The organism is Planctellipticum variicoloris (genome assembly GCF_030622045.1).
Taxonomy (GTDB): Bacteria; Planctomycetota; Planctomycetia; order Planctomycetales; family Planctomycetaceae; genus Planctellipticum; species Planctellipticum variicoloris.
Window position 1 is genome coordinate 406,885 of record NZ_CP130886.1, and the last position, 25,948, is coordinate 432,832.

Below are 25,948 nucleotides of genomic sequence, written 5' to 3' on the forward strand. Positions count from 1 at the left end.
TCCGGAGCTTGGAAGCTGGGTAACTTGACGTCGAACGGGGAAACCCTCGTCCGCTGCATCCTGCCGGAACTCGCTAAATTTGACGTCATCTGAACGGTTTTCGTTTGACCGATTGAAGTCGTGGGCCTACAGTGAAGTCACCTGCCCGGGGCCAGCTTGGCCTGCTGTCGGCACGCGGTGGAATCACTGCCGCAAAGGGTGTCGGTGAATGACTTCATCGGCAAGATCGGTTCGCCGATCAGGTCTGTGGGTGCCACAAGGAGGTGCGCAGGCGGAAACAGCGACGTTTCTGCAGCTCATCAGGGACCAGCCGGCCAGGAGAGATGGCCCGTTGCGGTCGTCCTGACAGGTCGGATGCGATTTCCGGGCTATTGAGTCCGTACCGGACTCACTGACACGGGCTGCATCAAGAGTCACTGTGCAAGGAGGATTGTTATGCCGATCGCTGCTCCGCTCCCTTCGCTCGAACGCCTGGCCAGACTCGTCGAACAAAATGTCCGCCAGCGGACAAACAGCGTGATCTACGGTCTACGGGTCCAGGTCCAAGACGGCCAGCTCGTCATTTCCGGCCGCACATCCAGCTACTATCACAAGCAGCTCATCAGCCACGCCGCCCTCGACGCCGCCGAGGAAGCTTCGATCCGCAACGACGTCGAAGTCTGCTGAGCCGGACGCGAACGCTTACCGCGGACGCATTTCATCCAGCACCGCGCAAACGTCGCTCTCCGGCACATCGGTGAATGTCTCGACGCGACCGAGTTTCGTCGGCAGGATGAATCGCAGACTGCCGGCGACCGTCTTCTTATCAAGCCGCATCCGCCCGAGAATGGCCTCGTTCGACAGGTCGACACCTGCAGGCAGCGAAATCGGCATCCCCAGCCGCTCCAGCAGCAACCGCTGGCGCCGTGTGACGTCCGCGTCGATCAGGCCCCGTCGCTCCGCCAGCCGGCTGGCGTAGAGCATGCCAATCGACACCGCTTCACCATGCAGCAGCGTGCCATATCCGCAAAGCGTCTCGAAAGCATGCGCGAACGTGTGGCCGTAGTTGAGCATCGCCCGCAGACCGGTCCGCTCAAACTCGTCCTGCTCGACGACATCCGCCTTAAACTGGCAGCTCGCCGCAACAATCCGCTGCAACATCGCCGGCTCGCGAGCCTGGATCCGCTCGACCCCCGCTTCCAGCTCCGCAAAAAAGTTCTCATCCAGAATAACGCCGTACTTGACCACCTCCGCCAGACCCGCCCGGTACTCCCGCTCCGGCAACGTCTGAAACGCGTCGAGATCGATCGCCACGCCCCACGGCTGATAAAAGGCCCCGATCATGTTCTTGGCTCGCGGGTGATTGACCCCCGTTTTCCCCCCCACCGAACTGTCCACCGCAGCCAGCAGCGTGGTCGGCGCCTGGATAAATGGCACGCCGCGAACCCAGCTCGCCGCAACAAACCCCGCCAGGTCCCCCATCACCCCCCCGCCGACGGCGACGATGACCGTCCGCCGGTCCGCCTGCATCGCGATCAGCCGGTCGTAGACCTGCGCAACAACTTCCAGCGACTTGGAAGTTTCCCCCGCAGGCAATTCGATCGTCTGACACGTCCAGCCGTCCGCTGACAGACTTGCCGCGACCGTCGCCGCATACAGCGGTCCGACGTGAGCATCAGTCACGATCAACGCCGTCGGTGATGCCGGTACGCTTCCCGACCGGCTCTGCAGCCAGCCCCGAAACCGACGGCCGCTGTCGGCAAGAATTCCGCTTCCGATTTCAATGTCATAGCTCCGCTCTCCCAGCGAAACGGTCACGGATGTGGATTCGACAGACACGGGCGGTTCCTTGAAAACAGTCGTTCGCGCAATGGCCCGACGATTCTAACGCCCTTGATGACACCGTGAAGCCCGCCGCTGCGATTCTCCCGGCCGGCTCACCCCATCCTCTTCCGCCTGGAATTTCCCCGGCTGTTCTCATCGAAAATCGCAGGCCGGATTTCAGCCTCGACTTGCAGGCCGCAACGGCCCGGTCGACTCGCAATGGCCGCCGCATGTGGAGACGTCTCGTAATTCATCTGTTAGTGCACTTTTCACGTCCGGCTAACGGCATCTTCATCGCGACTTGGAATACTCCTCCCGTCGCAAGTAGACCCGCAGGGGTCTTTGTCCGTCCATCGTCGACGACGCGGTCACTCTTTCTTTCATTCCGGAGCAACTTTCATGACGCGATCACGAGACTTTCAGCGGGGAGCGACGCCGCGTCGACGAGCTTTCACGCTCATCGAGCTCCTCGTCGTCATTGCGATCATCGCGATTCTGATTGCACTGCTGCTGCCGGCCGTCCAGCAGGCCCGCGAAGCCGCCCGACGGACGCAGTGCCGGAACAACCTGAAGCAGATCGGCCTGGCCCTGCACAACTACGCATCGTCGCATTCGAAGTTTCCGCCCGGACGGCTGCTGCCGGATCTCGTCACCAACGGGGTGCCGGCAACCAGCTACACCAACTACAACGCGTCGGACGCGCTGACCTCCTGGACGGGAACTCGCTCGGTCCACGTCTTCATTCTCCCCTACATGGACCAGGCGAATATCTACAATCTGATCAACTTCAGCGGTCGCCACTCGCAGCGGTTGACCACCAGCGGAACGCCGACGAATCCAAACTACCAGGCCTACGCCAACGCCGCCGGGCTGTTCCTGTGCCCATCGGAAGGCAATTCCGGGCGGGTCATTTCGGAAAACAACTACGTCTACAACTTTGGCGGCAGTACGCCGTATGCCGGGGCCAGCAGCACCACTCAGCAGACCAATAATACGGCGATGCTGGGAAGTTTCAGTTGCCTCGGCAACGGCGCGTTCACAGCCGGCCGATCCCTGGCCGAGCGGGACTTCACCGACGGAATGTCGAACACGGTCATGTTTTCGGAACGGGCGAAAGGGAGCGGTAAGAATCTGGCCGTTGAACGTCCGTCGCCCTTCGACGTCGTCACCATGCCCGGACGGACGAACTCCATGCTCGACCCCGACGTCATGTTCAACGCCTGCGCGAACTACGCCACGATCGACTCGTTCAGCTTCAACTCCTTCGGAAGCTGGCAGGCGGGCAGCGACTACTCCAACGGCTGGCCGTTCGCGGCCTACAGCGGAACAATGTTCAACCACGTCGCTCCGCCGAACTGGACCGGCAAAGACTGCGGTAACTGGAGCGCGATCGCCGACACTCCCGGGGAGCATGCCATCATTTCTGCCCGCAGCTATCACACGGGCGGCGTGCATGCCCAGTTGGCGGACGGATCCGTTCGCTTCGTCAGCAGCAACATCGATCGCGGAATCTGGCGGGCGCTGGGGACGCGGGCTGGCGGCGAAGTCGTCAGCGACTTCTGATCGCCGGTCGAGACGACCTCCTCCACAATCGACGGACTGCCTGCAGTCCGCGCGAACCTCCTACAGTTCTGTTTTCAGGGTGCGGGCAATGCCGATGCGTTTCTCATGCCTCGCGACGTTGATCATCGCCGCGTCCGCGGGGCTGTCGATCTGCGGTTGCGATCGATCCCAGGTCCCTCCGACGACGGTACAATCGGCGCAAGCGGAACTGGACGCGGCGAAGGAGGCGCTCGCCGGGGGCGACTTTCAGAACGCCGAAACGAAGTTCGCGGCGGCGTTGAGCGGCGGATTGAATCCGGATCAGCTCGAAGCAGCGCGCGTCGGTCGGATTCAGGCGTGGATCGGACTCGAAAGATTCGACGAAGCCGCCTCTGGAATTTCAGAACTGAGTCAGGAGGCGGCTGACATGTCGGAGATTCATCTTCTACGCTATCGCCTGGCCATGAAGCAGAACGATCAGGCGCAGGCTGATGAGGCGCTGGCTGAGGCCCGCAAACTGAACTCACAGGTGAAAGTTCCCGAGATCCAGTGAGCCGGCGCTGCCGGCCAGGAGTGCCAATGTCGTCAGATGTCACGGTCCGTCTGCTGGTCCTCTATCTTGCGTACTGTGCATCGTCGCATTGCCTGGCGGCGGAACCGGCCCCAGCGATCCGCTTTGCCACGTTCAACATTCAGGAATTGAGCTGGCCGAAACTGCAGCAGGTCGATGAGACGGGACGGGGCAGCCATCCGCAACTGGTCGCCGCCGCGACAATTCTGCAGCAGATTCGCCCCGACATCGTGCTGATCAACGAAATCGACTACACCGGCCCGGTCGACGCCGACGGCGAACCGCCGGCCGGGAAAGATGCCGCGGCGGAATTCCTCCGCAGGTATCTGGCAGTTCCCCGCGCGGGTCTGGAGCCCCTTGCCTATCCTTACCGGTTCTACGCTCCGTCGAATACCGGAACGCCGTCGAACATCGACCTCAACGGGGATTCCAAGCTCGACGGCCCCAACGATGCCTACGGGTTCGGCCGCTACCCCGGCGAATACGCAATGGTGCTGCTGAGTCGTTTCCCGCTGGATGCCGCCGAAGCTCGCACCTTTCGAAAGCTGCTCTGGAAAGAGATGCCGGGCAACCTGCTCCCCGACGGGACCGCTGGCAAACCGGCGTTCTATTCGCCGCAGTCGATGAATGTCTTCCGGCTCTCCAGCAAAAGCCATTGGGACGTCCCGGTGACCATCGGGGGACGCGCGATTCACCTGCTCTGCTCCCATCCGACGCCGCCGATCTTTGACGGCCCGGAAGATGCCAACGGACGTCGCAACCACGACGAACTGCGGTTCTGGAGCGACTACCTGGCCGGCAATCCGAAATCCGAGTGGATCGTCGATGACCGCGGTCGGCGGGGGGGGCTCGCCGCCGACGCGGAGTTTGTCCTCCTGGGCGATCTGAACTCCGACCCCGTGCGCAGCGAAGCGGATTACGGGCGTCGCCCGATCGAGTGGGTGCTGAAGGACGCACGCGTCAAGGACCTCCAGCCGACCAGCCCTGGCGCGGCCGAGCAGAGCAACCCGCAAAATCTGAGCGACTACCTGCCGTACAAGACTTCCAACTTCGGCCGTCTGGACTACGTTCTGCCGTCCAAGGGCCTCGCGGTCGGCGGAACGGGAGTCTACTGGCCGGCGCAGGGTGAGCCGGGAGCGGAGAACGCCTGGCTTGCCAGCGACCACCGGCTGGTCTGGGTCGATCTGAAGCTGCCGTAGCGTCGACCAATTCTCGCGGACGACTGGGGGAGCCGCGGCGCGGCGGGTATGGTAGGGGCAAACAGTCCCCGCCTCCGGAGCCGGCATGCCGTCTGACGTCCCCCCGCCCAGCCGCGACGAACTCGCACTGAAATACCTCGAACAACTTCCCTACACGCCCTATCCCGTGCAGGAAGAAGCCCTGCTGGCCTGGTTCGACACCAACACCGGCGTTCTGGTCAGCGCCCCGACAGGCACAGGCAAGACGCTCATCGCCGAGGCGGCCGTCTTCGAAGCCCTCCATACCGGCAAGACTGTCTACTACACCACGCCCCTGATCGCCCTGTCGGAACAGAAGTTCCGCGAGATTCAGGCCGCCGCCGTCGGCTGGGGCTTTGCCGCCGAGGAGGTCGGCCTGGTCACCGGGAACCGGCGGGTCAACCCTGGGGCTCGCGTCCTGGTCGTCGTGGCGGAAATTCTGCTCAACCGGCTGCTCCACCCGACGGAGTTCCCATTCGACAACGTGACCGCGGTGGTCATGGACGAATTTCATAACTTCAGCGACCTGGAACGCGGGATCGTCTGGGAGTTCTCGCTCTCGCTGCTCCCCGATCACGTCCGGCTGATGCTCCTCTCCGCCACGATCGGCAACGCCAATCCGTTCGTCTCCTGGCTCCACCAGTGCCACGGCCGCCGGCTGGAACTGGTCGTCGGCACCGAACGCAAGGTGCCCCTCAACTACCGCTGGATCCCGGACAAGACGCTGATCGAGCATCTGGAAGAAATGGCCGACGGCGACGCCGAGACCCGCCGCACGCCCGCACTCGTCTTCTGTTTCAATCGCGACGAATGCTGGAGCATCGCCGAGGAACTCAAGGGACGCTCGATGCTGGCCGACGGTCAGCAGAAGCTGCTGGTGGCGCAGCTCGCCGAGTACGACCTGACAAAGGGCGCCGGCCCTAAGCTGAAACAGATTCTGATGCGCGGCGTCGGCGTCCATCACGCCGGACTGCTGCCCCGTTACAAGCGGATCGTCGAAGATCTGTTTCAGAAGAAGCTGCTCTCAGTCTGCGTCTGCACCGAAACGCTCGCCGCGGGAATCAACTTGCCCGCGCGCTCCGTCGTGCTGCCGTCGCTGATGAAGGGCAAACCCGGTCAGCAGAAGCTGATCGACCCCAGCTCCGCCCATCAGATTTTCGGCCGGGCCGGCCGCCCCCAGTTCGACAAAGAAGGCTTCGTCTTCGTCCTGCCGCACGAAGACGACGTCAAGATCCTGCGCTGGAAGGAAAAATACGACCAGATCCCCGAGGACACCAAGGATCCGATGCTGATCCGCGCCAAGAAGTCGCTCAAGAAAAAGCAGCCGACGCGGAATCCCGAGAAGCAGTACTGGAACGAGCAGCAGTTTGACAAATTGCGAGCGGCTCCCGCCGGCGATCTCGTAAGCCGGGGCCATCTCCCCTGGCGGTTGCTCGCCTATCTGCTGCAACTCTCGCCGGACGTCGACCGGCTGCGCAGCCTGATTCGCAAACGGCTGGTCGACCCCAAACAACTGGAAGCCAACGAACGCCACCTCGAGCGGATGCTGCTGGCGCTGCACACGGGCGGCTTCGTCCGGCTCGAACCGGAGCCCCCTGCCCCGCCGGAACCCGGCGCTCAAGTCGCTCAGACCGAACCGGAAACTGCCCAGCCCTCCTGGCTGTCGCAGCAGTTGCAGGCCGCCATCGATTCGCAGCACGCGGCAAAGACCGGCAAGAAAGTTGAAACCGCCGATCAGCGAACTGCGGTACCGCAATACCACCCGAAGATGGCTCACGCGACGGAGACCCTGGAACTGCTGTTCGGCTTCCGCAGCATCAATCCCCTCTACGGATTGTTCCTGGTGCAACTCATGGGGGTCGCGTCTCCGGAAGAACGCCTGCAGCTCTGGGAAAGCACGCTCGAACTGCCGGGCAACCTGCTGCGTTACGTCCGCGTCCCCCCGCCGCGGATTATGCCGCCCGGCCCGCTTGCGACGACGCGCGTCGATCTGGAGATCGTGCAGCGGGGCCTGATGCCCGCCGGCGATCTCTACCCCGACTTCGATCCGGACGTCCCGTTCGAGGAGCGCAAGTATCCGCCGGCTCTCGCCGAAAAGGTGCGGATGCTGTTCGAGCACGAATATTCCGAGGTCCGGGATGTTCGGATTCAGGCCGTGTGGGCAATCGGCGATCTGCTCAATTTCAGCGGCGACTTCACCAAGTTCATCAGCGGCCGGGATCTCGCCAAGCAGGAAGGTTTGATCTTCCGCCACGTCCTGCGAACGGTGCTGCTGCTGGGGGAATTCTCGCAGTTCACGCCTCCCGAGGTCGATCCGGAGGTCTGGCGTGCGGAGCTCCGCGACCTGGCCAATCAACTGACCGAATCCTGCCGGGCCGTCGATCCGCAGAGCACCGAACACGCCCTGCAGCACGCCGCCGATCACGACCTGCTCCGCGGCGAGGCCGCAGCCTCTGCGGAACCGCCCCCAGCGGTCACCGACGAAGAGATTTCGGAGGAAATTGAGGAATTCGGCGGCGGAATTGATGCCTGACCGAGAGCGGCGTGCAGCTCATTCAGAACCGTTTCATCCGTTTCAATCGCGATGCGTTCGTTAAGTGCCGCATAGGCCGCATGGCCGCCGATCCGGCCCAGCGCCCAGGCGACGGCTCCGCGAACCAGTGAAGAGGGGTCGCCGAGGTGCGGAGCCAGATCGGCAATCGACGCAGTGCCGCTCGTATTTCCGAGAACGATTGCGGCATTGCGCCGCAGTCCGTCATACCCCGGCCGGTCGAGGGGCGAGCCGTCAAAGCGGGCGTGAAACTCTGACTCGGACAGGTTCAGGATTTCGGCAGCGCCGGCCGGATTCAGATCGCCGCGCGGTATGAACTCCACCGCAGCCGTCCGTGGCGGCTTGTGATTCCACGGGCAGACGTCCTGGCAGACGTCGCAGCCGAACAGCCAGCCCCCGATCCCTGGACGCGCCTCGGCGGGAATGGGCGACCGCAGCTCGATCGTCAGGTACGAAATGCACTTTCGGGCATCCAGCACTCCCGGTTCCGGAAACGCATCCGTCGGACAGGCTTCCAGACATCGTGTGCACGTGCCGCAGTGGCTCGTCTCATGCGGCTGGTCGTACGCCAGTTCGGCATCGGTCAGTATCGCCCCCAGCAGCAGCCGGCTCCCCATCCGCTTGTGGATCAGCATCGTATTCTTGCCGAACCAGCCCATCCCTGCGAGCCGGGCGAAGTCCCGTTCCAGCAGCGGAGCCGTGTCGACAACCACTCGCGTCTTCGTACCGGGTCCCAATGCGTGAAGAGTGTCAGCAACCTGATGAAGCCGCGCCCTCAGAAAATCGTGGTAATCTGCCCCGGACCACGCATATCGCGCCACACGGGCTTCTCCGGGACCGCACGTTGCCGGCTCAGCGCCGCGATAGTTCATCGCGCACACGATCAGGCTCCGCACGCCGCGCTGGACATTCTCCGGGTGCGAATAAGCCTCCCGGCGTCGGGCGATGTAACCCATCTCGCCGGCAAAGCCCTGCTCCAGCCAGTCGTCCAGCCGCGACAGGCCGACTGGCGACACCGCCGGGGCGATCCCGCACAGTTCGAAACCGGAGTCCGTCGCCGCCAGCTTGACCCGGCGGCTCAATTCGGCCGGATCGAGCGATGAGACGGCAGCAGTCATTGAAAATTAACCATTCCAGCCGGCGCGGACAATTCGACCGCCGCGCCTGCTCTTCAATTCTTCGCGGGAAAACGTGCCGGCGAGTTCCCGAAATACTGTTTGACCGCCGCCCGATGTCGCGGCGAAACTTGCCGCGTCCAGGCTTCCCCCGTGGGGCTCGCTCCGGCAACCACCTGCCCCGGCCGCGCCGTGGGCGGCCCCGTCTGCGGACTCGGCGTCGCCGTACGGGCGGTCGCGGGATCGGTTGCAGGGCGCATCATCGACGGCTGCGGCCGAAATCGCTCGACCCGCGGCAGGCCCGCATCGCCGAACAGCGGCTTTGCAGGAACTTGGGACGTCGACGTTCCCGGGAGCGTCGGCCGCGGACTCCCCCCCCGCAGCGACGAGATCGCTCCACCCATCGCCGCGGCGGCAAGCGATTTCGGCGCGCCTCCCATCGGCAGCAGATTCTGCAACGACTGCAGCTCGCGGGCTTCGCCCGAGACGGCCTGTTGCAGCCCCTGCAACAGTTGCTGACGCTGTGCGGGATCGCTGGGGAGACTGGTGACTCCCTGCTGCAGCATTTCTCGAACGGCCGGCTGCTCGACCAGGCTCTGCAACTGGGAGAGGTTCTCCGGCGTGGCAAACTTTTGCACGACGCCGAGCGCCTGCTCCTCCAGTTGCCGCTGCTGATCGGCCGGAATCGGTCCGCCGCCGGCCTCCATCGCCGCCGTCAGCAGCGACAGGATCTGTCCTGCCTGACCCAGCTCGCTCCCCGCCTGATCGACGCGGAACTTCAGCCGCTGACGCAATGCGTCGACCGTTTCCCATTTTTCATGGGTCAGCGGAGCCCGTTTCACCTCCTCGGAAAGCGCGGCGATTTCTGACTTGAGCCGCGCCTTTTCGGCGGGATCGAACAAAGGCAAGGAGTCGAGCGCCGCCGACATATCCGCCAGCTCACGGGCGGTCTCCTGCCCCAGCGTCGTTTCGACCACCGCCGCTACCGCCGGCTGCCTGGCCGGGATGATCATCGTTCCTGCCAGAAACAGCGCCGGCCAGCCGAGCGCCTGCAGCACGCGGTTCCAGGGCCTGCGCGGGAGACTTTCCCGCCAGCGCTGATGGGCCTGCGGCAACAGAGCCGCCCAACGCTCGTCCGGAGCCTCTTCCAGGGCGACGATCAGCCCCCCGGCTTCGAGCTCATGATCGAGCCACACGGCCGCGTCGCTTCGCGAGATCGCCGGACGCCGCTCCGTCCACCGCCAGAACAGTGCGGCCGGGACCAGCAGGGCGCCGGACCACAGCGTCGCCGGGACGGCCACCGGCCACCAGAGCTTGGCCGCCAGCAGCAATCCTGCCCAGCACCACGCAGCGGCTGCCAGCGGGCCGAGAGCCCTCAGCATCAGCTCCCGACCCAGCAGTCGCCGCCGGCAGACGCGAATCCAGCGATCGGGAGACAAGATGCAGTCCTCCCAGCTCCGCAATTCTACCAGTTCCGCAGCACTACGGAACCATCAGCTCGCTCTGAGCGTCTTCGCCTTTTTCGCGAGCCCGCACTTCGACATTGATTTCGCTGACAGGTTTGTATTCCGCCCGCGGCTGGCGGGCATCTTTGGTTTCACGGGTGATCGTGGCCTTCCAGCGGGCCAGCCCAAACGGGACATCGCGACTCCGCCAGATCGACGTTTCCTGAATGGTCCGGCCGCCTGGGCTTTCGATGTTCACTTTTCCATCGAGCTGATCGGCCTTGACCGCCCCAAGCCCCACTTCGGGATCGACGTCCTTTTCGGCGGTCTCCCAGTTCCGGTAGTAACCCAGCACGAGCCCGACGGGGTAGAGCTGCAGGGCGGGTTGAGCGATCGAAGTCGGCTCTCCCTGTCCGATTTTCCGGAATCCCTTGATCACCGGCAGGAATGAGACGGGCACGCCCTTCTCGTCTTTGGGATTCTCGATCACTCCCGAGTCGGGGACCAGCACTTTGTAGATTTCGGTTCCGGTCACGCCGGTGTCGAGCTTGCCGTCCCGCTCCCGACCCCGTTCGATCTTGATCTCGAGCCATCGACAGGGGACTTCTTTCCCTTGGTACATCCCCTGTTCTGCGCCGACCGACTTGATCCAGACGTGCTCGATCCACGGGGGGATTTCCAGCTTCCCGAGCGTGGAATCCGGGCGGATTTCGACCTGCGTGTAGGTTCCTTCGTAGCGGACCCAGGTGCCGTCCGGGGGGAGTTCGAACACGCCGACCTGCGCTGCGGCCGTGCCGCTCCACAAACACGCCAGACACAGCCCGGCCACCGCGGTGATGCGCGCCATCATGAAAGGGAAGTCCTTGAAACCCGGGTCCGGAATGGTGCGACCGTCGGGAGACTTCCCGACGAATCCCCAGTCTCTCACACTGCCCAAGTGCTGGCAAGGTCTAATCTTCCGGCGTCAGGAGCCATTTCGAGGCGCTTCCGGGCGAACCGGGGCGAGGTTCCGCTACTCAAATCTCCGGATGACCGATATAGTTCGGAAAATCGACATACTCATCGGCCCGGCTCTCCTTCCAACGTGTTGCCGGCCCTGACCTTGGAGCATCGACCGATGGCTGACGAAGCCAAACGCAGCAAAGCCGAAGTCCTGAAAGAAGAAAGTCGACAGCTCCGCGGCCCGCTCGCCCGCGAACTGACGGTACTCGACCAGCATTTCAGCGGAGAAGCCGAATCCCTGCTCAAGTTTCACGGCTGCTATCAGCAAGGCAACCGCGACGAGCGGAAGGCCAAGAATCCCGACGGGACTCCCAAGGCCAAAGAGTACCGTGTGATGGTCCGTACCCGGGTTCCCGGCGGCAAAGTCACGGCCAAACAGTTCCTGGGGCACCTCGATCTTTGCGAAAAGTACGCCAACGGCACTCTGAAGATCACGACGCGGCAGGGATTTCAGTTTCACGGCGTGCTGAAAAACGACCTCAAGGCGACGATCGCCGCAATTAACGCGAACTTGCTGACGACCCTCGCAGCCTGCGGCGACGTGAACAGGAATGTGATTACCTGCCCGGCGCCGTTCAAGAACAACGGCGTGCGCGCTCAGATGCAGGCCCTGGCTTATCACCTGGCCGAACACCTGAAACCGCGATCGACCGCCTACCACGAAATCTGGCTGACGGACGACAGCGGGCTGACCGAGAACTTGGCCGAGTTCCAGCCGGTCGACGAACCGCTGTACGGCAAAGCCTATCTCCCCCGCAAGTTCAAAGTTGCCATCGCCCTCCCCGACGACAACTGCGTCGACATCTTCGCCAACGACCTCGGCCTCCTCGCCGTCGTCGAGGACGACCGGATCGTCGGCTTCAACGTCATGGTCGGCGGCGGCATGGGCCGCACCCCCAGCGCCGAGAAAACCTTCGCGGCAGTCGCCCAGCCGCTGGCGTACATTTCGCCGGAGCAGGTCGACCTGGTCGCCGAGGCGATCATCAAGGTCCAGCGGGACTTCGGCAACCGGGAAGACCGCAAGGTCGCCCGCCTGAAGTACACCATCGCCAACCTCGGGCTGGAGGCGTTCAAGGCCAAGGTCGAGGAATACTACGGCCAGCCGCTCGCCCCCCCGCGCCCGATCCCGATCCTCAAGGCCGAGGACCATATGGGGTGGCACGAGCAGGGGGATGGGAATCTGTTTGTCGGCATCAACATCTCCGGCGGCCGCATCAAGGACGACGGCGATCTGCGGATCAAGTCGTTCTTCCGCGCGGTGCTGGGGAAATACGGCATGGAGACCCGGCTGACCTGTATGCAGGCGGTGATTCTCTGCGACATTCCGCCGAGCGAAAAGCCGGTCATCGAGCAGATGATGCGCGATCACGGGATCGTGCCGGCGGAGGAATTGACGCCGGTCCGCCGCTTTGCGATCTCCTGCACCGCGTTTCCTACCTGCGGTCTTGCCGTGGCGGAATCGGAGCGGGTGCTTCCGGACGTGATCACCCGGCTGGAGGCGGAGTTGACCCGGCTGGGGCTGGAGCGGGAGTTGTTCGCCGTCCACATCACCGGCTGCCCGAACGGCTGCGGCCGGCCCTACACCCCCGACGTGGGGATCGTGGGCAAGACGCTGGGGAAATATACGCTGTTCGTAGGGGGGAACTCGATCGGCTCGCGGCTGGCATTTATCTACAAGGATCTGGTTCCTTACGAAGAGCTGATTCCGTCGCTGGTCCCGCTGCTGGAATTCTTCAAATCGGACCGGCTGCCGGGCGAATCGTTCGGCGACTTCTGCGCCCGTCAGGGGGCTGAAGCCCTTCAGGCGTCCGCCAGTCCTGCGGTTGCCGCTGCGGGCTGAGAACCGGTTGTCAACGCTCGAGACCTCGGATCGCGAACGGTCGGCGTCTGCACCCTGCGGATGCCGGCCGTTCTGTTATTCCGTGACACGGTTCATGGAGAATTGCGCACGGACCATTTCCGACGCTGTGCCGGACGGCTATTCTGAATTGCGGGCGTTCAGCCCTGCTGCAAGACGATCCCTTCCGTTCCGTCGACGTTCCGTCAGCGCAGAAAAACCTTCATGAATCTCACGCCCGTTCTCGACGTCATCGGCAATCTGATCTACGCCCTGCAGGCTCTGACGGCCATCCAAGGAGCCTTCCTGGTGATTCTCGTCTTCCGCCGGATCGCTCAGAAACGATTCGGCACTCCCGCGGCCTCGCAGGAGTTCCTGGGGGAGATCCGGCAGCGGCTCAAAGAACGCAACTACGACGAAGCGGCTCAGATCTGCGATTCCCCGCCTTACTGGAGCAAGGCGTCTCCGCAGTTGATTCTCATCGCACTCGGGAATCGGGGTCTTCCGCTCGCGAAGCTCAAACAACTTCTTGGCGAGAAGTTCGAACGCGATGTGCTCGCCGACCTGGAGTACCGCGTCGCCTGGATCAATACCGTGATCAAGACGGCCCCGATGCTCGGGCTGCTTGGTACGGTCGTCGGCATGATCGCCGCCTTCGGCAAAATTGCGTCCAGCCAGAAGACCGGCGTCGACCCTTCCCAGCTTGCTGACGACATCAGTTTCGCCCTGTTCACGACCGCGATCGGGCTGATGATTGCCATTCCGCTGGTGATGATTCTGGCGTCGATTAACGTCCGGATCGCCAAACTGCAGGACTCGGTTCAGAGCGACGTCGGCGAGTTTCTGGACGACTTCGAAGCCACGACGAGGAAGGCCTGAGCATGGCGGCCCGCCATCGCATGTTTGCCGACGTCGAAGCCTCGGGCTGGAAGCGGACCCGCCGGGTGACGACGGGCGACATGGACATCACGCCGATGATCGACGTGGTATTCCTGCTACTCATCTTCTTCATGGTTGCTTCGACGATGCAGGGGACGCCGGAAATCGACGTGCCTCCCGCCGCCCACAGTCTGGGGGTGGAAGCCAATAATGCCGTGGTGGTCACGATCTTCGCCGCCTCGGCGCGCGGCGCGGAGCGGATTGTGCTGGGCGATGGCGCCGGGGACGAAGGGAGCCTGGACGATGTCAAACGCTACGTGGCGGACGCCGCTCGCGCCGGCAAGACGAACGTGGTGCTCAAGGCTGAAGGAGACGTTCCGCACGGAGTCGTGAATCAGCTTTCTCGCGCGATCGGCGAAGTCGAAGGGGTCAAACTGTACGTCGGCGTCGGAGATCAGCCATCGCGCTGATGGTCTTGGAAAGCGGGGGCGTGCATGGCAATCCGGTTTCGCTGCTCACACTGCAACGGTCTGCTCAGCATCAGCAGTCGCAAGGCCGGATCGCTGGTGACGTGTCCGACGTGTGACCAGGAAACTCTCGTGCCGCTGGAGGATGCGTTTGAAGCTCCCGTTCCGGAAGTGGAGCCGGACCTGGAGTTCCCTCCCGCTGCCGAGCCCGAAGTCGAGATGCGGTCGGAACCCGAAGACGACATCGTGTTCGGCTCGTACGACGACGAGCCGCCGCCCGCCGCGGCGGAGCCGCCGGTCCAGGTTTCCGCTCCAGTCGTCCCGGCCGTCGTGACTGTTCCGATTGCCGCTGCATCTCACCCGGCCGCAGCGCGGCCGGTCGAGCGTGAGTGGTCCGACCCCGAAGAAGCGGAGCAACCATTCCAGTTCAACTCGCGGCGTCTGGTCGAAGAGGACGAGGAGATGGATCTCACGCCGATGGTCGACGTGACCTTTCTGCTGCTGATCTTCTTCATGGTGACGGCGTCATTCAGTCTGCAGAAGAGCATCGAGACGCCGACGCCGCAGCCGGATCAGCAGGGGGCGGCCCAGAGCCTGCTGAATCTGGAAGACCTGCAGGGGACGTCGATTCTGGTGAAGATCGACGCCGCCAACACCCTCACGCTCGACGACGAGCCCTGGCCCGATCTGGGGCGGCTTGCGGAGGCGCTTCGAGACAAGATGCGCCGGGAACAGAAAACCGAAGTGATCATCACGGCCGATTCGGCGGCGCTGCACCGTACTGTCGTAACCGTGATCGACGCGGCGAATGAAGCCGGCATCCAGAAAATCCGACTCGGCTCGCGCAAGGGATAGTCGACCGCAGCAGCACTCGATCATCGTGAATCCGCAGCAGCAGGCGTACTTCCGCAGGAAACCGACCGTTCATGGCATTCCTCGAAATCCTCCGACCGGGCCAGCCGTCGCAACGACAGGAACTGTCGCGCAGCGAACCCGTCCTGGTCGGCCGACTGGAATACAGCACAATCCGCATTGACGAAAACGACGTTGCGCCGATCGTCTGCCGCATCGGCTGGAGCAAGTCCGGATTTGAGGCGACTTCGGCGAATCCGCAGGGTGTCAGCGTCAACGGGCACCTCGTCGCGCAGGCTCGCCTGTCGACGGGCGACCTGATTCAGGTCGGGACCTGCACGCTGGTTTTCCAGGCGGAACAACCGGCGGCATACCCGGCGGCGGCGCCGGTTCACAAAGAGCCGGCGAAAGCGCCGCGCGAGCCCAGGGTGGCGGAGCCGCCGGCGCGCGAAGCGCGTCACAGCCCGAAAGCCCGCCCCGCCCCTGTTCTGGACGACGGTCCCGATGTTCCCGAATCGGTCGAACTGCCGGCGCTCGCCGAGAATCCTCGCTTCCAGGGTTCGCGCATCAACACGGCGCGCGGCGCCGATCTGCCGGCCAAGCTCAAAGTCAAGAACGTCCGGTCCGCCAGGCCGGGGGAACAGGACGCTCTGCGGTCGCCCCTCGTGCTGGGGCTCGGCGGCGGCGCACTCGTGCTGCTGCTCGCCACGGCGGCCATCTGGTTTTTGATGGGCCGTGAAGTCGCCAACCGACTCTACGATCGCGGCGTGACGGCGCTGGGAGACGGTCAGTTTGCGCAGGCCATCCAGGCTTTCGACCAGTTTGTCGAACGTTACCCGCGAAACGGGCTGGTTTCGAAGGCCATGATCGGCTCGGGTAAGGCCCGGATTCTGCAGGAGATCGGCGGCGCGGCGCCGAGCTGGGAACGGGGGCTCGAACAACTTCAGGAATTCGTCAAACAGAATCGGAACTCACCCGAGTTTTCCGAGCTGGAACCGACGATTTGCGAGTACGCCGAGCAGATCGCTGTCGGCGCCGCCAAAACCGCGGAAGCCACACGCGACGAGCAGCCCCTTGCCTGGTCTGCCGATGCGCAATTGCTGTTGGAAAGGCACTCCGATCCGCAGCAGCCGCCCGTCACTTCACTGGAACGGATTCGAGTCGCCACTGACCAGGCGCGCCGGGCCATTGTCAAACAGCAGAGTCTCGACACGGCGCTGGCGGCGATGACCGCCGCGATCGAGGCGAAGAAGCCGCTCGATGCATTGCGCGCCCGCGCCGAGCTGCTCCAGCGCTATCCTGACCTGGCGACTCAGGGGGCGGTCCAGCAGCATGTGAAGACGGCTCTCGAGCAGGAGCTGTCGACCGTTGCGGAACTGGCCGAACCGATCGCCGCAATACCCGCCGTCGCGGATCCGTCGCCTCAACCGCTCGTCCCGACTCCGCTGGCTCGCGCTCGCACCGACGAAGCTTCGGAAGGTCGCCGAGTTCTCGTGGTGTCGAAAGGGGTTCTGTATGCCGTCGACTCCATCACGGGCGAGCCTGCCTGGCGGCGCAATCTGGGTGATCGCGCGGTTTTCTTTCCGATCCGCGTCCCCGGCGGAGCTCGGGGGATCATTGCCTACTTTCAGATCGATCAGTCCGTGCGGCTGCTCCGCGAAGAGGACGGCCTGGATGTCTGGCGCCAGGAACTTCATTCGCAGCCGACGGACGCGCCGCTGATCCACGGCGGACAGGTTTACCTGCCGCTGGAGGACCGTCGGCTGGCCCGGATTGAAATCGACTCCGGCCGCCTCTCCGGAGCGCTGACGCTTTCACAACGTCCGGTGACGACTCCCTGCCTGTCCCGCGACGAAGCGACGCTGTTCGTCCCAGGGGAGCATTCGTTGATCTATGCGATCTCTCTCAACCCGTTTGCGGCGGTCTCATTGACCTTTACGCAACATGCTTCGGGCAGCGTGGTGGTTCCGCCCCTTGCGCTCGGTCGACTTCTGCTGCTGTGCGAAAACGATCGGGAAAGCTCCGGCAGACTCCGGCTCTGGAACGCCGACGAACCCCGCCAGCCGCTGTCGGAACTCAAAGGGGTTTCGCTGAACGGCGTCGTCCGGGATCCGCCTGTCGTGCGCGGCCCGCAGCTCGTCGTCCCCCTGACGAATGGACGTCTCGAAGCCTTTGCCGTCCGCGACGACCCGGAGCGGCCGGGGCTCGTTCCCATCGCCGGCTACCAGGTCCCCGGAACGGGAACCGTGCCGATGCAGTTGTCACTGGGGCCTGATGGACAGTTCTGGCTGGCCAGTAACGCCTTCCGCAAGTTTCAGCTCACATCCGACAGCATCGGCATGGATCAGAATGCGGTCGCCACTGGACTGGCGACGCAGCCGTTGCAGTCGGTCGGCGACGATCTGTTCGTCGCCCGTCGGCCGCTGTGGGCGAGCGGAGTGCAACTGTCGCGCGTCGATCGGGATCAGCTCAGCAGCCCCTGGCGGATTACGCTTGGCGCGGGGCCCCTGGCGGTTCTTCCGACTGCTTCCGGACTGACGATGCTCACGGAAAATGGAGAAGCCGTGTCCATCTCCGCCGAGCGACTGCGTCAGGGAGGACTCGATCCGCGCGGGTCGCGCGACATCGAGTGGCCCGTGGCCCCGGCCCGTCCGTTGCTGGCGACGACACTGCCGGATGGCCGCTGCGCCGTCCTCGTCCCCGGTCACGATTCCCAGTCGATCGCGGTGGTCAGCCCGGCCGGTATTGTCGATGCGAGTCTCATTCCCCCTGCACCGCTCGATGTGGCGCCCGCTCCGCTGGAGGGTGGATTGATTCTGCCCCTGGCCGGCAGCCTGGCCTGGCGCCCGTTGCGTGGCACCGACCCGCCGCCTCAGGATTTTATCCTTCCGATCACGGGGGACGTCTCAAGACACTGGACTCACGTCACGGCTTTGAATGAAACGACGGTGCTTGCGTGCGACGATTCCGGCGAATGCCGGGCCATCGAGTGGAAGCGGGGGGACCTTTCCCACCTGGCGGAACGTGCGATTCTCAGTCTGGCGGAGCCGCTGGCGCTGCCTCCCGTCGGCTGCCAGGGGCAATGGTTCCTCGCCGACCGATCGGGGCGGGTGATCCGCGTGTCGGAAGATCTCCTCGAACTGCAGGCGGAACGCGGGTTTGAAGCGGGGGTCTCCATGCTCGCCACTGTCGAGGGGATCGCCCTCGCCCAGTCGACTTCCGGAACCCTGCACTCGCTGCCGATCGAAGGCGATTCGCTCGCGTCGCTGTGGAGCGCGGAGCTCGGGCCGATCGCACTCCTGTCTGCGGCCGTCGTCCAGGGAGAGCAGCTTGTCCTCGCGGGGACCCGCGGCGACGTCCTGCTGCTCAATCGCGCGACGGGGGCGGAAATCCGCCGGCTCAAACTTCCCCAGCGACTGTCGCGACTGATTTCGACTGCGGCAGGCCCCGTGGCGATCGCGGCCGACGGAAGTCTGTACCTCCTGACTGTTCCGCCGGGAGGTCAGCCATGATTGCCGGTTGTTCGAGATCCTTTCCACTAACGGCACGGCGGCTGACGGCGTGTCTGTGCCTGTTGCTGGCCGGCCTTTGCGGCGCGGCCGGAGCGCAGGAGGAGGTCGAACCGCCGCTGCCGAAGTTCGAGGATCTGCAGGTTCCCGAGTATGAGGCGCTGCTGAGCGGACGTCCGGTCGACTGGTTCGTGCTGACGACGGAGCAGAAAGTTCTGTTTGTCGAGCCGGTGCAGCCTCGTCCGGGAACGCTGACCGATCTGGCGACCAAGTACGAGGCCAGTTTCAAGTGGCCGAAACCCCGCAACAAGGACGAGCAGCGGGAGCAGACCGAAAAGCGCGCGCTGCTGCAGCGGCTGCGAATTTCGCTCTGGGATGCACCGGGTGAGAGCGAATACCTGATCGAAACGCGGGTGATCGAGCGGATCATCTACTTCGAAGATCTGATTCTGCAGCGAGTTCAACTTCTCCTCGATCAGAATGACACTCTGAGAGCCTACGAACTGCTGACCCTCATCGACCGCAGGCAGCGGGGCTGGCCGGAGTCGGACAAGGCCATTCAACGGTTTCACTACGTGGAAGCCGGGGTGCAACTGACCAACGATCGTCCCGAGGACGCTTTGCGATCGCTGGAAGCGCTCCTGGCGATGAATCCGCAGTACGAGGGGATGTCCGAACGGGCTGGCGAGGCCGTCAACATCCTGGTTCAGCGCGCCGTCGACGCGAGCGATTTTCGAGGCGCCCGACATTACCTGGCGCGACTGGCGCGATTCCGTCCGGAGCATTCGGTGTACTTGCGCTGGAAGCAGGAGCTGCTGTCCCGCACGCAATCCGAGATGCAGATCGCTTCGATGCTCGCGCGGGATGATCCGCGGGCCGCCGCCCATCGCATTGATGCCGCCGCACGGATCTGGCCGGACACGCCCGGGCTTCGCGAGCTTCACCGCAGCCTGCTGGAGGCGGCGCAGTTTCTCAAAGTCGGCGTTCTGACGTTCGCGGGCGACAGCCCGGCTTATCCGTTTCCGACGCGTGCCGACCTGCGAAGTCGTTCTCTCACCGAGTTGCGGCTGTTTGAACCGGGGCGAATTGATGAATCGGGCGTACGCTACCGGAGCGGGATCTGCGAAGAATGGGAGCCGACCGACCTCGGACGCGAGCTTCGTCTGAACGTGGCGGCGCGACGCGCCCTCTGGGAGTCGCGTCCGGGAATTTCCGCTCTCGAAATCCAGCAGACACTGCAGCGCCGACTCGATCCGGCCAGTCCGGATTTCGACGAACGGATTGCGGCGCTGGTCACCGGGGTAGAGGCCCGTTCGCCTTGGGAAGTGGTCATCAGCTTCCGGACGCCTCCGTTGCGGCCGGAGTCGCTGCTGGCTTTGCCGCTGCTGGCCCCTCCGGGGGACTCGGACCTGGCTGCGGATCTGACTCCCGGCGCCCGGCGCGCCCTGGGGCGCGGAAATGCGTCGCTCGCGGCCCGTTTCCAGCTCGAACGGCGGGATGACGACGATCAGTCCCTGCTGCGCGTGCGGGAGCCGAACGGGAAGTCGAAGCAGCGGTATCTGACGGATCTCGACGAACATCGGTACGAGTCCTGGGAGCGATCGCTGCAGGCGCTGCTGCGGGGCGACGCCGATATCCTGCCCTATGCCCGGCTGGCTGATGCGAAACTGCTGCAGTCCGACGGGCGATTCTTCACCGTTCCCGCCGCGATTCCCGAAACGCATCTGCTGCAGATCAATCCGGAAAGCGCTGCACTGAAGAACGGCCCCCTGCGGCGGGCGCTCCTCGCGGCGATCCCTCGCGAGCAATTGCTGCGGGACGTGGTTCTGAAGGACGCCGATCCCGCCTGGGGGCGGCTGACGACGGCCCCGTTCCCGATCAGCAGCTTTGCCTACAATCGCGTTCTCGCCCAGCCGGTCTACGACCCGCTGCTGGCGGCATCCCTGCTCCTGACCGCCAGGAAGGAGCTGGGACTGGAAACGGTTCGACTGCGTCTGGCGCATCCGGGAGACGACGACATCCGCCGGCTCTGCGACGAACTGATTCTTGCCTGGAAGCGGGTGGGGATTGAGGTCGAGCTGGTCGATCCTCGCGGCAAGCCTGGCGAGCCCCCGTGGGATCTGGCGTTTCGAACGCTGCAGCTTGCCGATCCGGCGGCCGAGCTCTGGCCGCTCGTGACCGGGGCCGAACGGACGGAGATCGCCAGTCTCGCTCCGCTTCCAGACCGACTGCGGCAGAGTCTGCTCGGCCTCGAACAGGCCGGCGACTGGACGACGGCCACAAATCTGATCCAGCAACTGCAGGTCGACATGCTGGCGGAGGCCCGCTGGATTCCTCTATGGGAAGTCGAGCAGTTCTGGATCGCGCGTCGCCGGCTGGGAGGTGTCCCGTCGCCGCTGCTGAATCCCTATCACAATGCGGAGAAGTGGATTGTGCAGTCGTGGTTTCCGCAGGAGACGCCCTGATGCCGAGTGCGATTCTGCACTTTCCGGTCGCTCTGCTGGTGCTGCTGTCTGCAGTTCTGCCGGTCCAGGCCGAGGACGAGGCCCCGCTCTGGGAGTGGCGGCCTTACCGGGTCCAGGCGGTGCTGACGGCCGACCGCGACGATCCCGTTCTCGACGGCCGGCTGGCTGCGCTGGCCGCCGATCTCTCGGCGCTGACGGATCGCGTGATCGGTCCCGGCTGGCGCCTTGAGATTCACCGTCCGGAAGACCCCGGGATGCCTGCCGTCGCGGAGGGCGTCCCTCCCTGGAAACTGCTGAACGAGGCCGAGCCGGGCACGGCCGACGTCTGGTTGCGGATTCACGTCGCGACCACGGTCGGACAGACAGCCTGGCAGATTCAGTGCTGGCAGCCCGAGCTGGAGAGCCGCTCTCCGGTGGTGTCGGGGACGACCTGGGATGATCGCACTCTCCCCGAACATCTGCTGGCCGCGATCCGCAGCGTTTTCCGGCCGGTGGCGCGCATCGACGCGGTGAACGGTTCCGACGTTCGACTGCAGCTCCGGGCAGGCGAGCTGGCGCCGGCCGATTCCGACGTGGTCTGGGTCCGCGAGGGGGACTTGCTCGAAGTCGCCGTCGTCTTTGCCGCTCAAGGGACGACGCCGGGCCAGCGGCGCGAGATCCCCTGGACGATCGTCGAGATCGACTCGGTCGACCGCGCGACGTTGCAAGGCCGGATTCATAGCGGCCTGCGACAGGCGTTGAGCGCCCGCTCCCGCGGCCGGATGCAGCAGACGGGGGCGCTGGTCCGTCCCTGGTATCGTCAGACCGAGCTTGTCCTGCAGACGTTTGGAAAATCTCCGCGGCGGCTGGGAGGGAGCCGCGTGACGCTGGCCGAAGCACTCGGCGAGGAGGCTCCCGCCCCGGCGGAGTTGCTGACCGACCGGCTGGGGCGGCTGAGCCTGCAACCGCAGGAATCTCCGCTGCGCTGGATCACCGTCTGGAGCGGCAAGCAGCGCCTGGCGCGTGTTCCCATGGTTCCGGGCGCCCATCCGCGCCTCGTGCTGGAAGTTCCCGACGACTCCGTCCGACTCGGCGTGGAAGGGCAACTGCAGATCCTGCAGGACCGGCTGGTCGACGCGGTTGCGTCGCGCAATACGTTGTTGATCAGCCTCCGCAAGCTCGCCCGACAGGAGCGGTGGGACGCCGTCGAAACCGGTCGCAAGAAACTGGGCGAGTTGCCGGGGGCCGCACCATTTCTGCAGGAGCTGACCGGCATCCGCGTGGACGCATTGAAAGCGGTCGATACGAAGACCGACAGGGCCACGGCGATCAAGATCAACCGGCTCTGCGACGAAACCGGCGACATGATTCGCGAATACCTGGGGGGCGAGAAGCTGAAGGTCTTTCGGGAGGAGCTCGCCGAACTCGAACGTGTTTCGAAGGCCGACAAAGGTCCGCCGGCGGCGCCGGTCAAGCCGGCAGATCGCTGACCGTGACGGGTTTTTGGCTCAGCAGGCGACGCCCCCACTGGTTCAGGCGCAGGAGCTGGGCCCGCAGGCCGACCGATGCAAAGTGCGTGTGCCGGCTGCTGGTCAGCGTCGCGTTCGACCAGCCCTCCGCCAGCCAGGCGGTCCGCGGGCTGAAGCGGAAGACGGTATCTCCGAGGTCCATTGCGTCCAGGAGCATTCGACCTCGCAGGACGTCGGTTGCGGCGGGTGCGAGTTCCGGATCGACGGCGGCGGCGAAGACGTCGACCTCGCCCTGATTGACGAAGTTGATGGCGCAGGCCGCCGGTCGGCCGTTGAGATAGACGAGATTCAGTTCGACCATGGCGGCCAGTGCGGCGGCGTGGTAGGCGTCGGCGATGAGCTGGCGTTCGTTTTCGGGCCGGTCGCGGAGCAGTTTCAGGCAGTCGTCGAGGAGATCGCGGCGCATTTCGGCCGGGCCGACGTCGTTTCCCGCGGGGCGGTGCCGGATGGAGATCAGGCGTCCTCGATTTGAGAGCTGGTGTTCTGCGCGTCGGAGCTGTGAGTGTCGGGCGAAGACTTCGCCGGCGTCCCACTGGTCGAGACGGATGGCGGGGAGCTCGGCCCAGGTCTGTTCGAGGGCGGAGAGTCCGGACATGCGCAAGGCGTTGGCGGTGCGGCCCTGGTCGAGGCGGGCTTCGTCGACGTGTCGCAGGTCGATGAGGTCCCAGTCGCGGGGCGACTGCTGGAGGTGGCGCATGGCTGCGTAGAGTGCGGCGGTGGGGTTGGCGCCGACGGGTCCGTAGAAGGTTCCCCAGTCGTCGAGGGGGTAGGTGAGGGTGCGGAGGCGGCCGACGTCGGTGGTTTCGCGGCGGACGGTCAGCGGCACCATGCCGATAGTTTTGCCGCCGACGCCGATGCAGAGCACTTTGAGAGTCTGGCCTTCGCCGCAATATCGCCACCAGGCTTCGAGCCATTCGGCGGATTGGAAGAACGTGGCGCCGCGTGTCTTGCCCAGCAGAGCGCGCCACAGCAGACGCATGGACGAAAGTTGTTCGATCGAGGTCAGTTCGGCGATTGCGATCACGGTGCAGGGCTCCCGCTGGGGAGAAACGGAACGGAGGAGTCCGCTCCAGTTGCACGTCAGATGCCGCTCGGGTGCGCGTTCAATTCCCTTTTCACATCATGCTGCGCGCCGGCGCTTCGTGCGGCGCAAATGCTACGATCGATTCATTCCAAACTGCACGTGGCCCAAATGCAATGGGTCCGCGCTGCCATCCGGCAACACGGACCCGCGCTGATCGTTTCGAAAAGTCCACTCGGACTTCGGCCTGGGATTAGCGGACTTCCATCTGGAACGGCAGCAGCGTGCAGGCTGGTTGTCGGGCCAGGCGCTCCAGGGCCAGCCAGTGGCGCCAGACGCTCTTCGCGGAATCCGGCAGCGCTTCGGCGACGGACGATTGCGCCGCCCCCCGCACGCGCGTCTCCTGATCGAGCGGCCCGAAGAGGGCTTCCAGCGGGCTGCTGGCTTTGGGCAGGATGAGCTGTTCGACTCGCTCTTTCTCGTCCAGACCGGCCGCTTTGCGGGCGTAGGCCACGGCGTCGGCGAGCGTCCCGAGCTCGTCGACCAGGCCCAGCTTGAGGGCCTGGGAACCGGTGTAGACCCGCCCTCGCGCCAGCTTCTCCAGCGTGGCGACTTCCATCTTGCGGCCGGCGGCGGCCTTGCTGGTGAACTGCAGGTAGATGTCGTCCAGCAGCGTCTGCAGGGCCGTCCGCTCGCTGTCGCTCAGGGGCGAGGTCGTGCTCAGCAGTCCGGAATTTTTCCCGCGCTGAATCACTTCCGTATTGACGCCCACCTTCTTGAACAGACCGTCCAGGGCGAACCGCACGCTCACCACGCCGATTGATCCCGTCAGCGTTCCCGGTTCCGCAAAGATCCGGTCGGCCCCCATCGCGATGTAGTACCCGCCGCTGGCGGCGGTATTCCCCATGCTGACGACGAACGGCTTTTCCAGCGTTTCCAGCTCGTGCCACATCAGGTCGCTGGCCAGGGCGCTGCCGCCCGGGCTGTCGACCCGCAGCACGACGGCCTTGACGGTCTTGTCGTCGCGGGCCTTGCGGATCGCCTTGATCATCGTCGCCGAGCCCATCGTTTCGCCGCCCAGGAAGTCCGAGGAGCTCGCCCCTTCCATGATCATGCCCTGGGCGTAGATGATGGCGATCTTGGCGGTCGAAGACTTCCGCGGCTGGGAATCAACGCCCGACATCAGGTTCATCATCTTGATCAGACCGGCCATGCCGCTGAAGTCGGTGTCGACTTTCTTCTTGCCGTAATTCAGAACCAGCTTGATCTCGACATTCTGGCGATCCCCTTTGACCGCGTCCGGAATCTTGTCTTCATAGGACAGCACGTCCACCAGCCCGCGTTCTTTGGCGCTCGCCGCGGTCAGGACGCCGATATCGACGATCTCCTTGACGACTTCCGGAGTCAGCTTGCGATCCGCGGCGATCGTCTCGATCACCATCCGGTAATAGTCGTCCAGAACCTCTTCCATTTCCTTGCGGAACTCCGGGCTCATCTCGGCCCGGGAGTAGGGTTCGCCCGCCGATTTGAACTCGCCGACCCGCAGCGTATCGGCCCGCACGTCGAGCTTGTCGAACAAGTTCTTGTAGAACGTCACCTCGGCCCGCAGGCCGGGCATCATCAGCAGGCCCGATTCCGGCAGCACGACCTGATCGCAGGCCGACGCCAGCAGATAATCCTGCGTCATGCCGCTTTCGAGCCACGCATAGGTTTTCTTGCCTCCGGCGCGGACCTGTCCGATCGCCTGACGCAGTTCGTGCAGCTTGCCCCAGCCGAGCGTCGGGCCGTTGATGTGCAGCACGACCGCATGGACGTCGTCGTCATCGCGGGCCTTGTCGAGTCGTTTGAGGGTTGCGGCAAACGTCTCCTCGACTTCACCGAACAGCCCCGGCAGCGCCGCCCCTTCCCGGAGCGCTCCCTTCAGCTCGATGTGGGCGACTTCGAGCGTTTCGATCTTGGGGGCCTCGGCCCCTTTCTTCTCGTCCTCGGCGGCCAGAGGACTTGCCAGCCAGCCGCCAGTCAGGGCGATCGCCGCCAGCCAGGGACGCGCACCGTGCAAGAAACTCATGAGCAGGACTCCTTTCGAGAGTCAAAGATTGCTTCTCAGTCCGTCAGCCGACGCTGCACAGAACGCCTCGAACCGGCTCCCGGATCATACCACCCT

General features: G+C 64.5%; 18 protein-coding genes. 12 read left to right on the plus strand and 6 right to left on the minus strand.

The genetic code is table 11. The features are described from left to right. Positions 1-435: 435 nt before the first annotated feature. The gene (locus SH412_RS01620; protein ID WP_336521758.1) at positions 436-666 is read left to right on the plus strand and encodes a hypothetical protein; all 231 of its coding nucleotides are present in this window, start codon (positions 436-438) and stop codon (positions 664-666) included. Between the two features lie 15 nt (positions 667-681). Here SH412_RS01620 and aroB read toward each other — a convergent pair whose 3' ends face one another. Next, positions 682-1,818 (minus strand): 3-dehydroquinate synthase, encoded by a 1,137-nt coding sequence (aroB, locus tag SH412_RS01625; RefSeq protein WP_336521759.1) that lies wholly within the window; start codon positions 1,816-1,818, stop codon positions 682-684. Between the two features lie 384 nt (positions 1,819-2,202). Between aroB and SH412_RS01630 the strand changes: the two genes are divergently transcribed. From SH412_RS01630 to SH412_RS01645, 4 genes are all read left to right on the plus strand, one after another. Beyond that, the gene (locus SH412_RS01630) at positions 2,203-3,366 is read left to right on the plus strand and encodes a DUF1559 domain-containing protein (RefSeq protein ID WP_336521760.1); all 1,164 of its coding nucleotides are present in this window, start codon (positions 2,203-2,205) and stop codon (positions 3,364-3,366) included. 94 nt (positions 3,367-3,460) lie between these two features. Beyond that, the gene (locus SH412_RS01635) at positions 3,461-3,898 is read left to right on the plus strand and encodes a hypothetical protein (protein ID WP_336521761.1); all 438 of its coding nucleotides are present in this window, start codon (positions 3,461-3,463) and stop codon (positions 3,896-3,898) included. A gap of 26 nt (positions 3,899-3,924) precedes the next feature. Then, positions 3,925-5,115, plus strand: coding sequence for an endonuclease/exonuclease/phosphatase family protein (locus SH412_RS01640; RefSeq protein WP_336521762.1), 1,191 nt, complete (start codon positions 3,925-3,927; stop codon positions 5,113-5,115). Between the two features lie 85 nt (positions 5,116-5,200). Then, positions 5,201-7,666: a DEAD/DEAH box helicase gene (locus SH412_RS01645; RefSeq protein ID WP_336521763.1), complete on the plus strand. Its 2,466-nt coding sequence runs from the start codon at positions 5,201-5,203 to the stop codon at positions 7,664-7,666. Here SH412_RS01645 and queG read toward each other — a convergent pair. From queG to SH412_RS01660, 3 genes are read right to left on the minus strand one after another with little or no spacing between them, the layout of a single operon-like run. Then, a complete protein-coding gene (gene queG, locus SH412_RS01650) occupies positions 7,555-8,802 on the minus strand; it encodes a tRNA epoxyqueuosine(34) reductase QueG (protein ID WP_336521764.1) in 1,248 nt (415 codons plus the stop codon). The two genes, SH412_RS01645 and queG, sit on opposite strands and share 112 nt — an antisense overlap. 53 nt (positions 8,803-8,855) lie before the next feature. Continuing rightward, positions 8,856-10,238, minus strand: coding sequence for a hypothetical protein (locus SH412_RS01655; protein ID WP_336521765.1), 1,383 nt, complete (start codon positions 10,236-10,238; stop codon positions 8,856-8,858). A gap of 43 nt (positions 10,239-10,281) precedes the next feature. Beyond that, entirely contained in the window at positions 10,282-11,094 is an 813-nt protein-coding gene (locus SH412_RS01660; RefSeq protein WP_336521766.1) for a hypothetical protein, read from the minus strand. Between the two features lie 267 nt (positions 11,095-11,361). Between SH412_RS01660 and SH412_RS01665 the strand changes: the two genes are divergently transcribed. The 7 genes from SH412_RS01665 (at position 11,362) to SH412_RS01695 (ending at position 22,724) form a co-directional block, all read left to right on the plus strand. Beyond that, a complete protein-coding gene (locus SH412_RS01665; RefSeq protein ID WP_336521767.1) occupies positions 11,362-13,086 on the plus strand; it encodes an NADPH-dependent assimilatory sulfite reductase hemoprotein subunit in 1,725 nt (574 codons plus the stop codon). A gap of 222 nt (positions 13,087-13,308) precedes the next feature. Continuing rightward, positions 13,309-13,962 carry a MotA/TolQ/ExbB proton channel family protein gene (locus SH412_RS01670; protein WP_336521768.1) on the plus strand — a complete coding sequence of 218 codons (654 nt, stop codon included), beginning with the start codon at positions 13,309-13,311 and terminating at the stop codon, positions 13,960-13,962. Between the two features lie 2 nt (positions 13,963-13,964). Next, entirely contained in the window at positions 13,965-14,432 is a 468-nt protein-coding gene (locus SH412_RS01675; RefSeq protein WP_336521769.1) for an ExbD/TolR family protein, read from the plus strand. 24 nt (positions 14,433-14,456) lie between these two features. Beyond that, the gene (locus tag SH412_RS01680; protein ID WP_336521770.1) at positions 14,457-15,284 is read left to right on the plus strand and encodes an ExbD/TolR family protein; all 828 of its coding nucleotides are present in this window, start codon (positions 14,457-14,459) and stop codon (positions 15,282-15,284) included. Between the two features lie 71 nt (positions 15,285-15,355). After that, positions 15,356-18,793: an outer membrane protein assembly factor BamB family protein gene (locus SH412_RS01685; RefSeq protein ID WP_336521771.1), complete on the plus strand. Its 3,438-nt coding sequence runs from the start codon at positions 15,356-15,358 to the stop codon at positions 18,791-18,793. Then, positions 18,790-21,255: an ABC transporter substrate-binding protein gene (locus SH412_RS01690; protein ID WP_336521772.1), complete on the plus strand. Its 2,466-nt coding sequence runs from the start codon at positions 18,790-18,792 to the stop codon at positions 21,253-21,255. The genes SH412_RS01685 and SH412_RS01690 overlap by 4 nt, the downstream gene beginning before the upstream one ends. Beyond that, entirely contained in the window at positions 21,255-22,724 is a 1,470-nt protein-coding gene (locus SH412_RS01695; protein ID WP_336521773.1) for a hypothetical protein, read from the plus strand. The genes SH412_RS01690 and SH412_RS01695 overlap by 1 nt, the downstream gene beginning before the upstream one ends. On the opposite strand, the gene SH412_RS01700 is transcribed toward SH412_RS01695, so the two are convergent. Further along, a complete protein-coding gene (locus SH412_RS01700; RefSeq protein ID WP_336521774.1) occupies positions 22,705-23,787 on the minus strand; it encodes a GNAT family N-acetyltransferase in 1,083 nt (360 codons plus the stop codon). The genes SH412_RS01695 and SH412_RS01700 overlap by 20 nt on opposite strands. Positions 23,788-24,037: 250 nt before the next feature. After that, positions 24,038-25,852 carry a signal peptide peptidase SppA gene (gene sppA, locus SH412_RS01705; RefSeq protein ID WP_336521775.1) on the minus strand — a complete coding sequence of 605 codons (1,815 nt, stop codon included), beginning with the start codon at positions 25,850-25,852 and terminating at the stop codon, positions 24,038-24,040. Positions 25,853-25,948 lie beyond the last annotated feature (96 nt).

Bases quoted from the DNA above. Each gene is read 5' to 3' on its own strand.
- SH412_RS01620 (WP_336521758.1), top strand. From the start codon at position 436: ATGCCGATCGCTGCTCCGCTCCCTTCGCTCGAACGCCTGGCCAGACTC.
- SH412_RS01630 (WP_336521760.1), top strand. From the start codon at position 2,203: ATGACGCGATCACGAGACTTTCAGCGGGGAGCGACGCCGCGTCGACGA.
- SH412_RS01635 (WP_336521761.1), top strand. From the start codon at position 3,461: ATGCGTTTCTCATGCCTCGCGACGTTGATCATCGCCGCGTCCGCGGGG.
- SH412_RS01640 (WP_336521762.1), top strand. From the start codon at position 3,925: ATGTCGTCAGATGTCACGGTCCGTCTGCTGGTCCTCTATCTTGCGTAC.
- SH412_RS01645 (WP_336521763.1), top strand. From the start codon at position 5,201: ATGCCGTCTGACGTCCCCCCGCCCAGCCGCGACGAACTCGCACTGAAA.
- queG (WP_336521764.1), bottom strand. From the start codon at position 8,802: ATGACTGCTGCCGTCTCATCGCTCGATCCGGCCGAATTGAGCCGCCGG.
- SH412_RS01660 (WP_336521766.1), bottom strand. From the start codon at position 11,094: ATGATGGCGCGCATCACCGCGGTGGCCGGGCTGTGTCTGGCGTGTTTG.
- SH412_RS01665 (WP_336521767.1), top strand. From the start codon at position 11,362: ATGGCTGACGAAGCCAAACGCAGCAAAGCCGAAGTCCTGAAAGAAGAA.
- SH412_RS01670 (WP_336521768.1), top strand. From the start codon at position 13,309: ATGAATCTCACGCCCGTTCTCGACGTCATCGGCAATCTGATCTACGCC.
- SH412_RS01675 (WP_336521769.1), top strand. From the start codon at position 13,965: ATGGCGGCCCGCCATCGCATGTTTGCCGACGTCGAAGCCTCGGGCTGG.
- SH412_RS01680 (WP_336521770.1), top strand. From the start codon at position 14,457: ATGGCAATCCGGTTTCGCTGCTCACACTGCAACGGTCTGCTCAGCATC.
- SH412_RS01685 (WP_336521771.1), top strand. From the start codon at position 15,356: ATGGCATTCCTCGAAATCCTCCGACCGGGCCAGCCGTCGCAACGACAG.
- SH412_RS01690 (WP_336521772.1), top strand. From the start codon at position 18,790: ATGATTGCCGGTTGTTCGAGATCCTTTCCACTAACGGCACGGCGGCTG.
- SH412_RS01695 (WP_336521773.1), top strand. From the start codon at position 21,255: ATGCCGAGTGCGATTCTGCACTTTCCGGTCGCTCTGCTGGTGCTGCTG.
- sppA (WP_336521775.1), bottom strand. From the start codon at position 25,852: ATGAGTTTCTTGCACGGTGCGCGTCCCTGGCTGGCGGCGATCGCCCTG.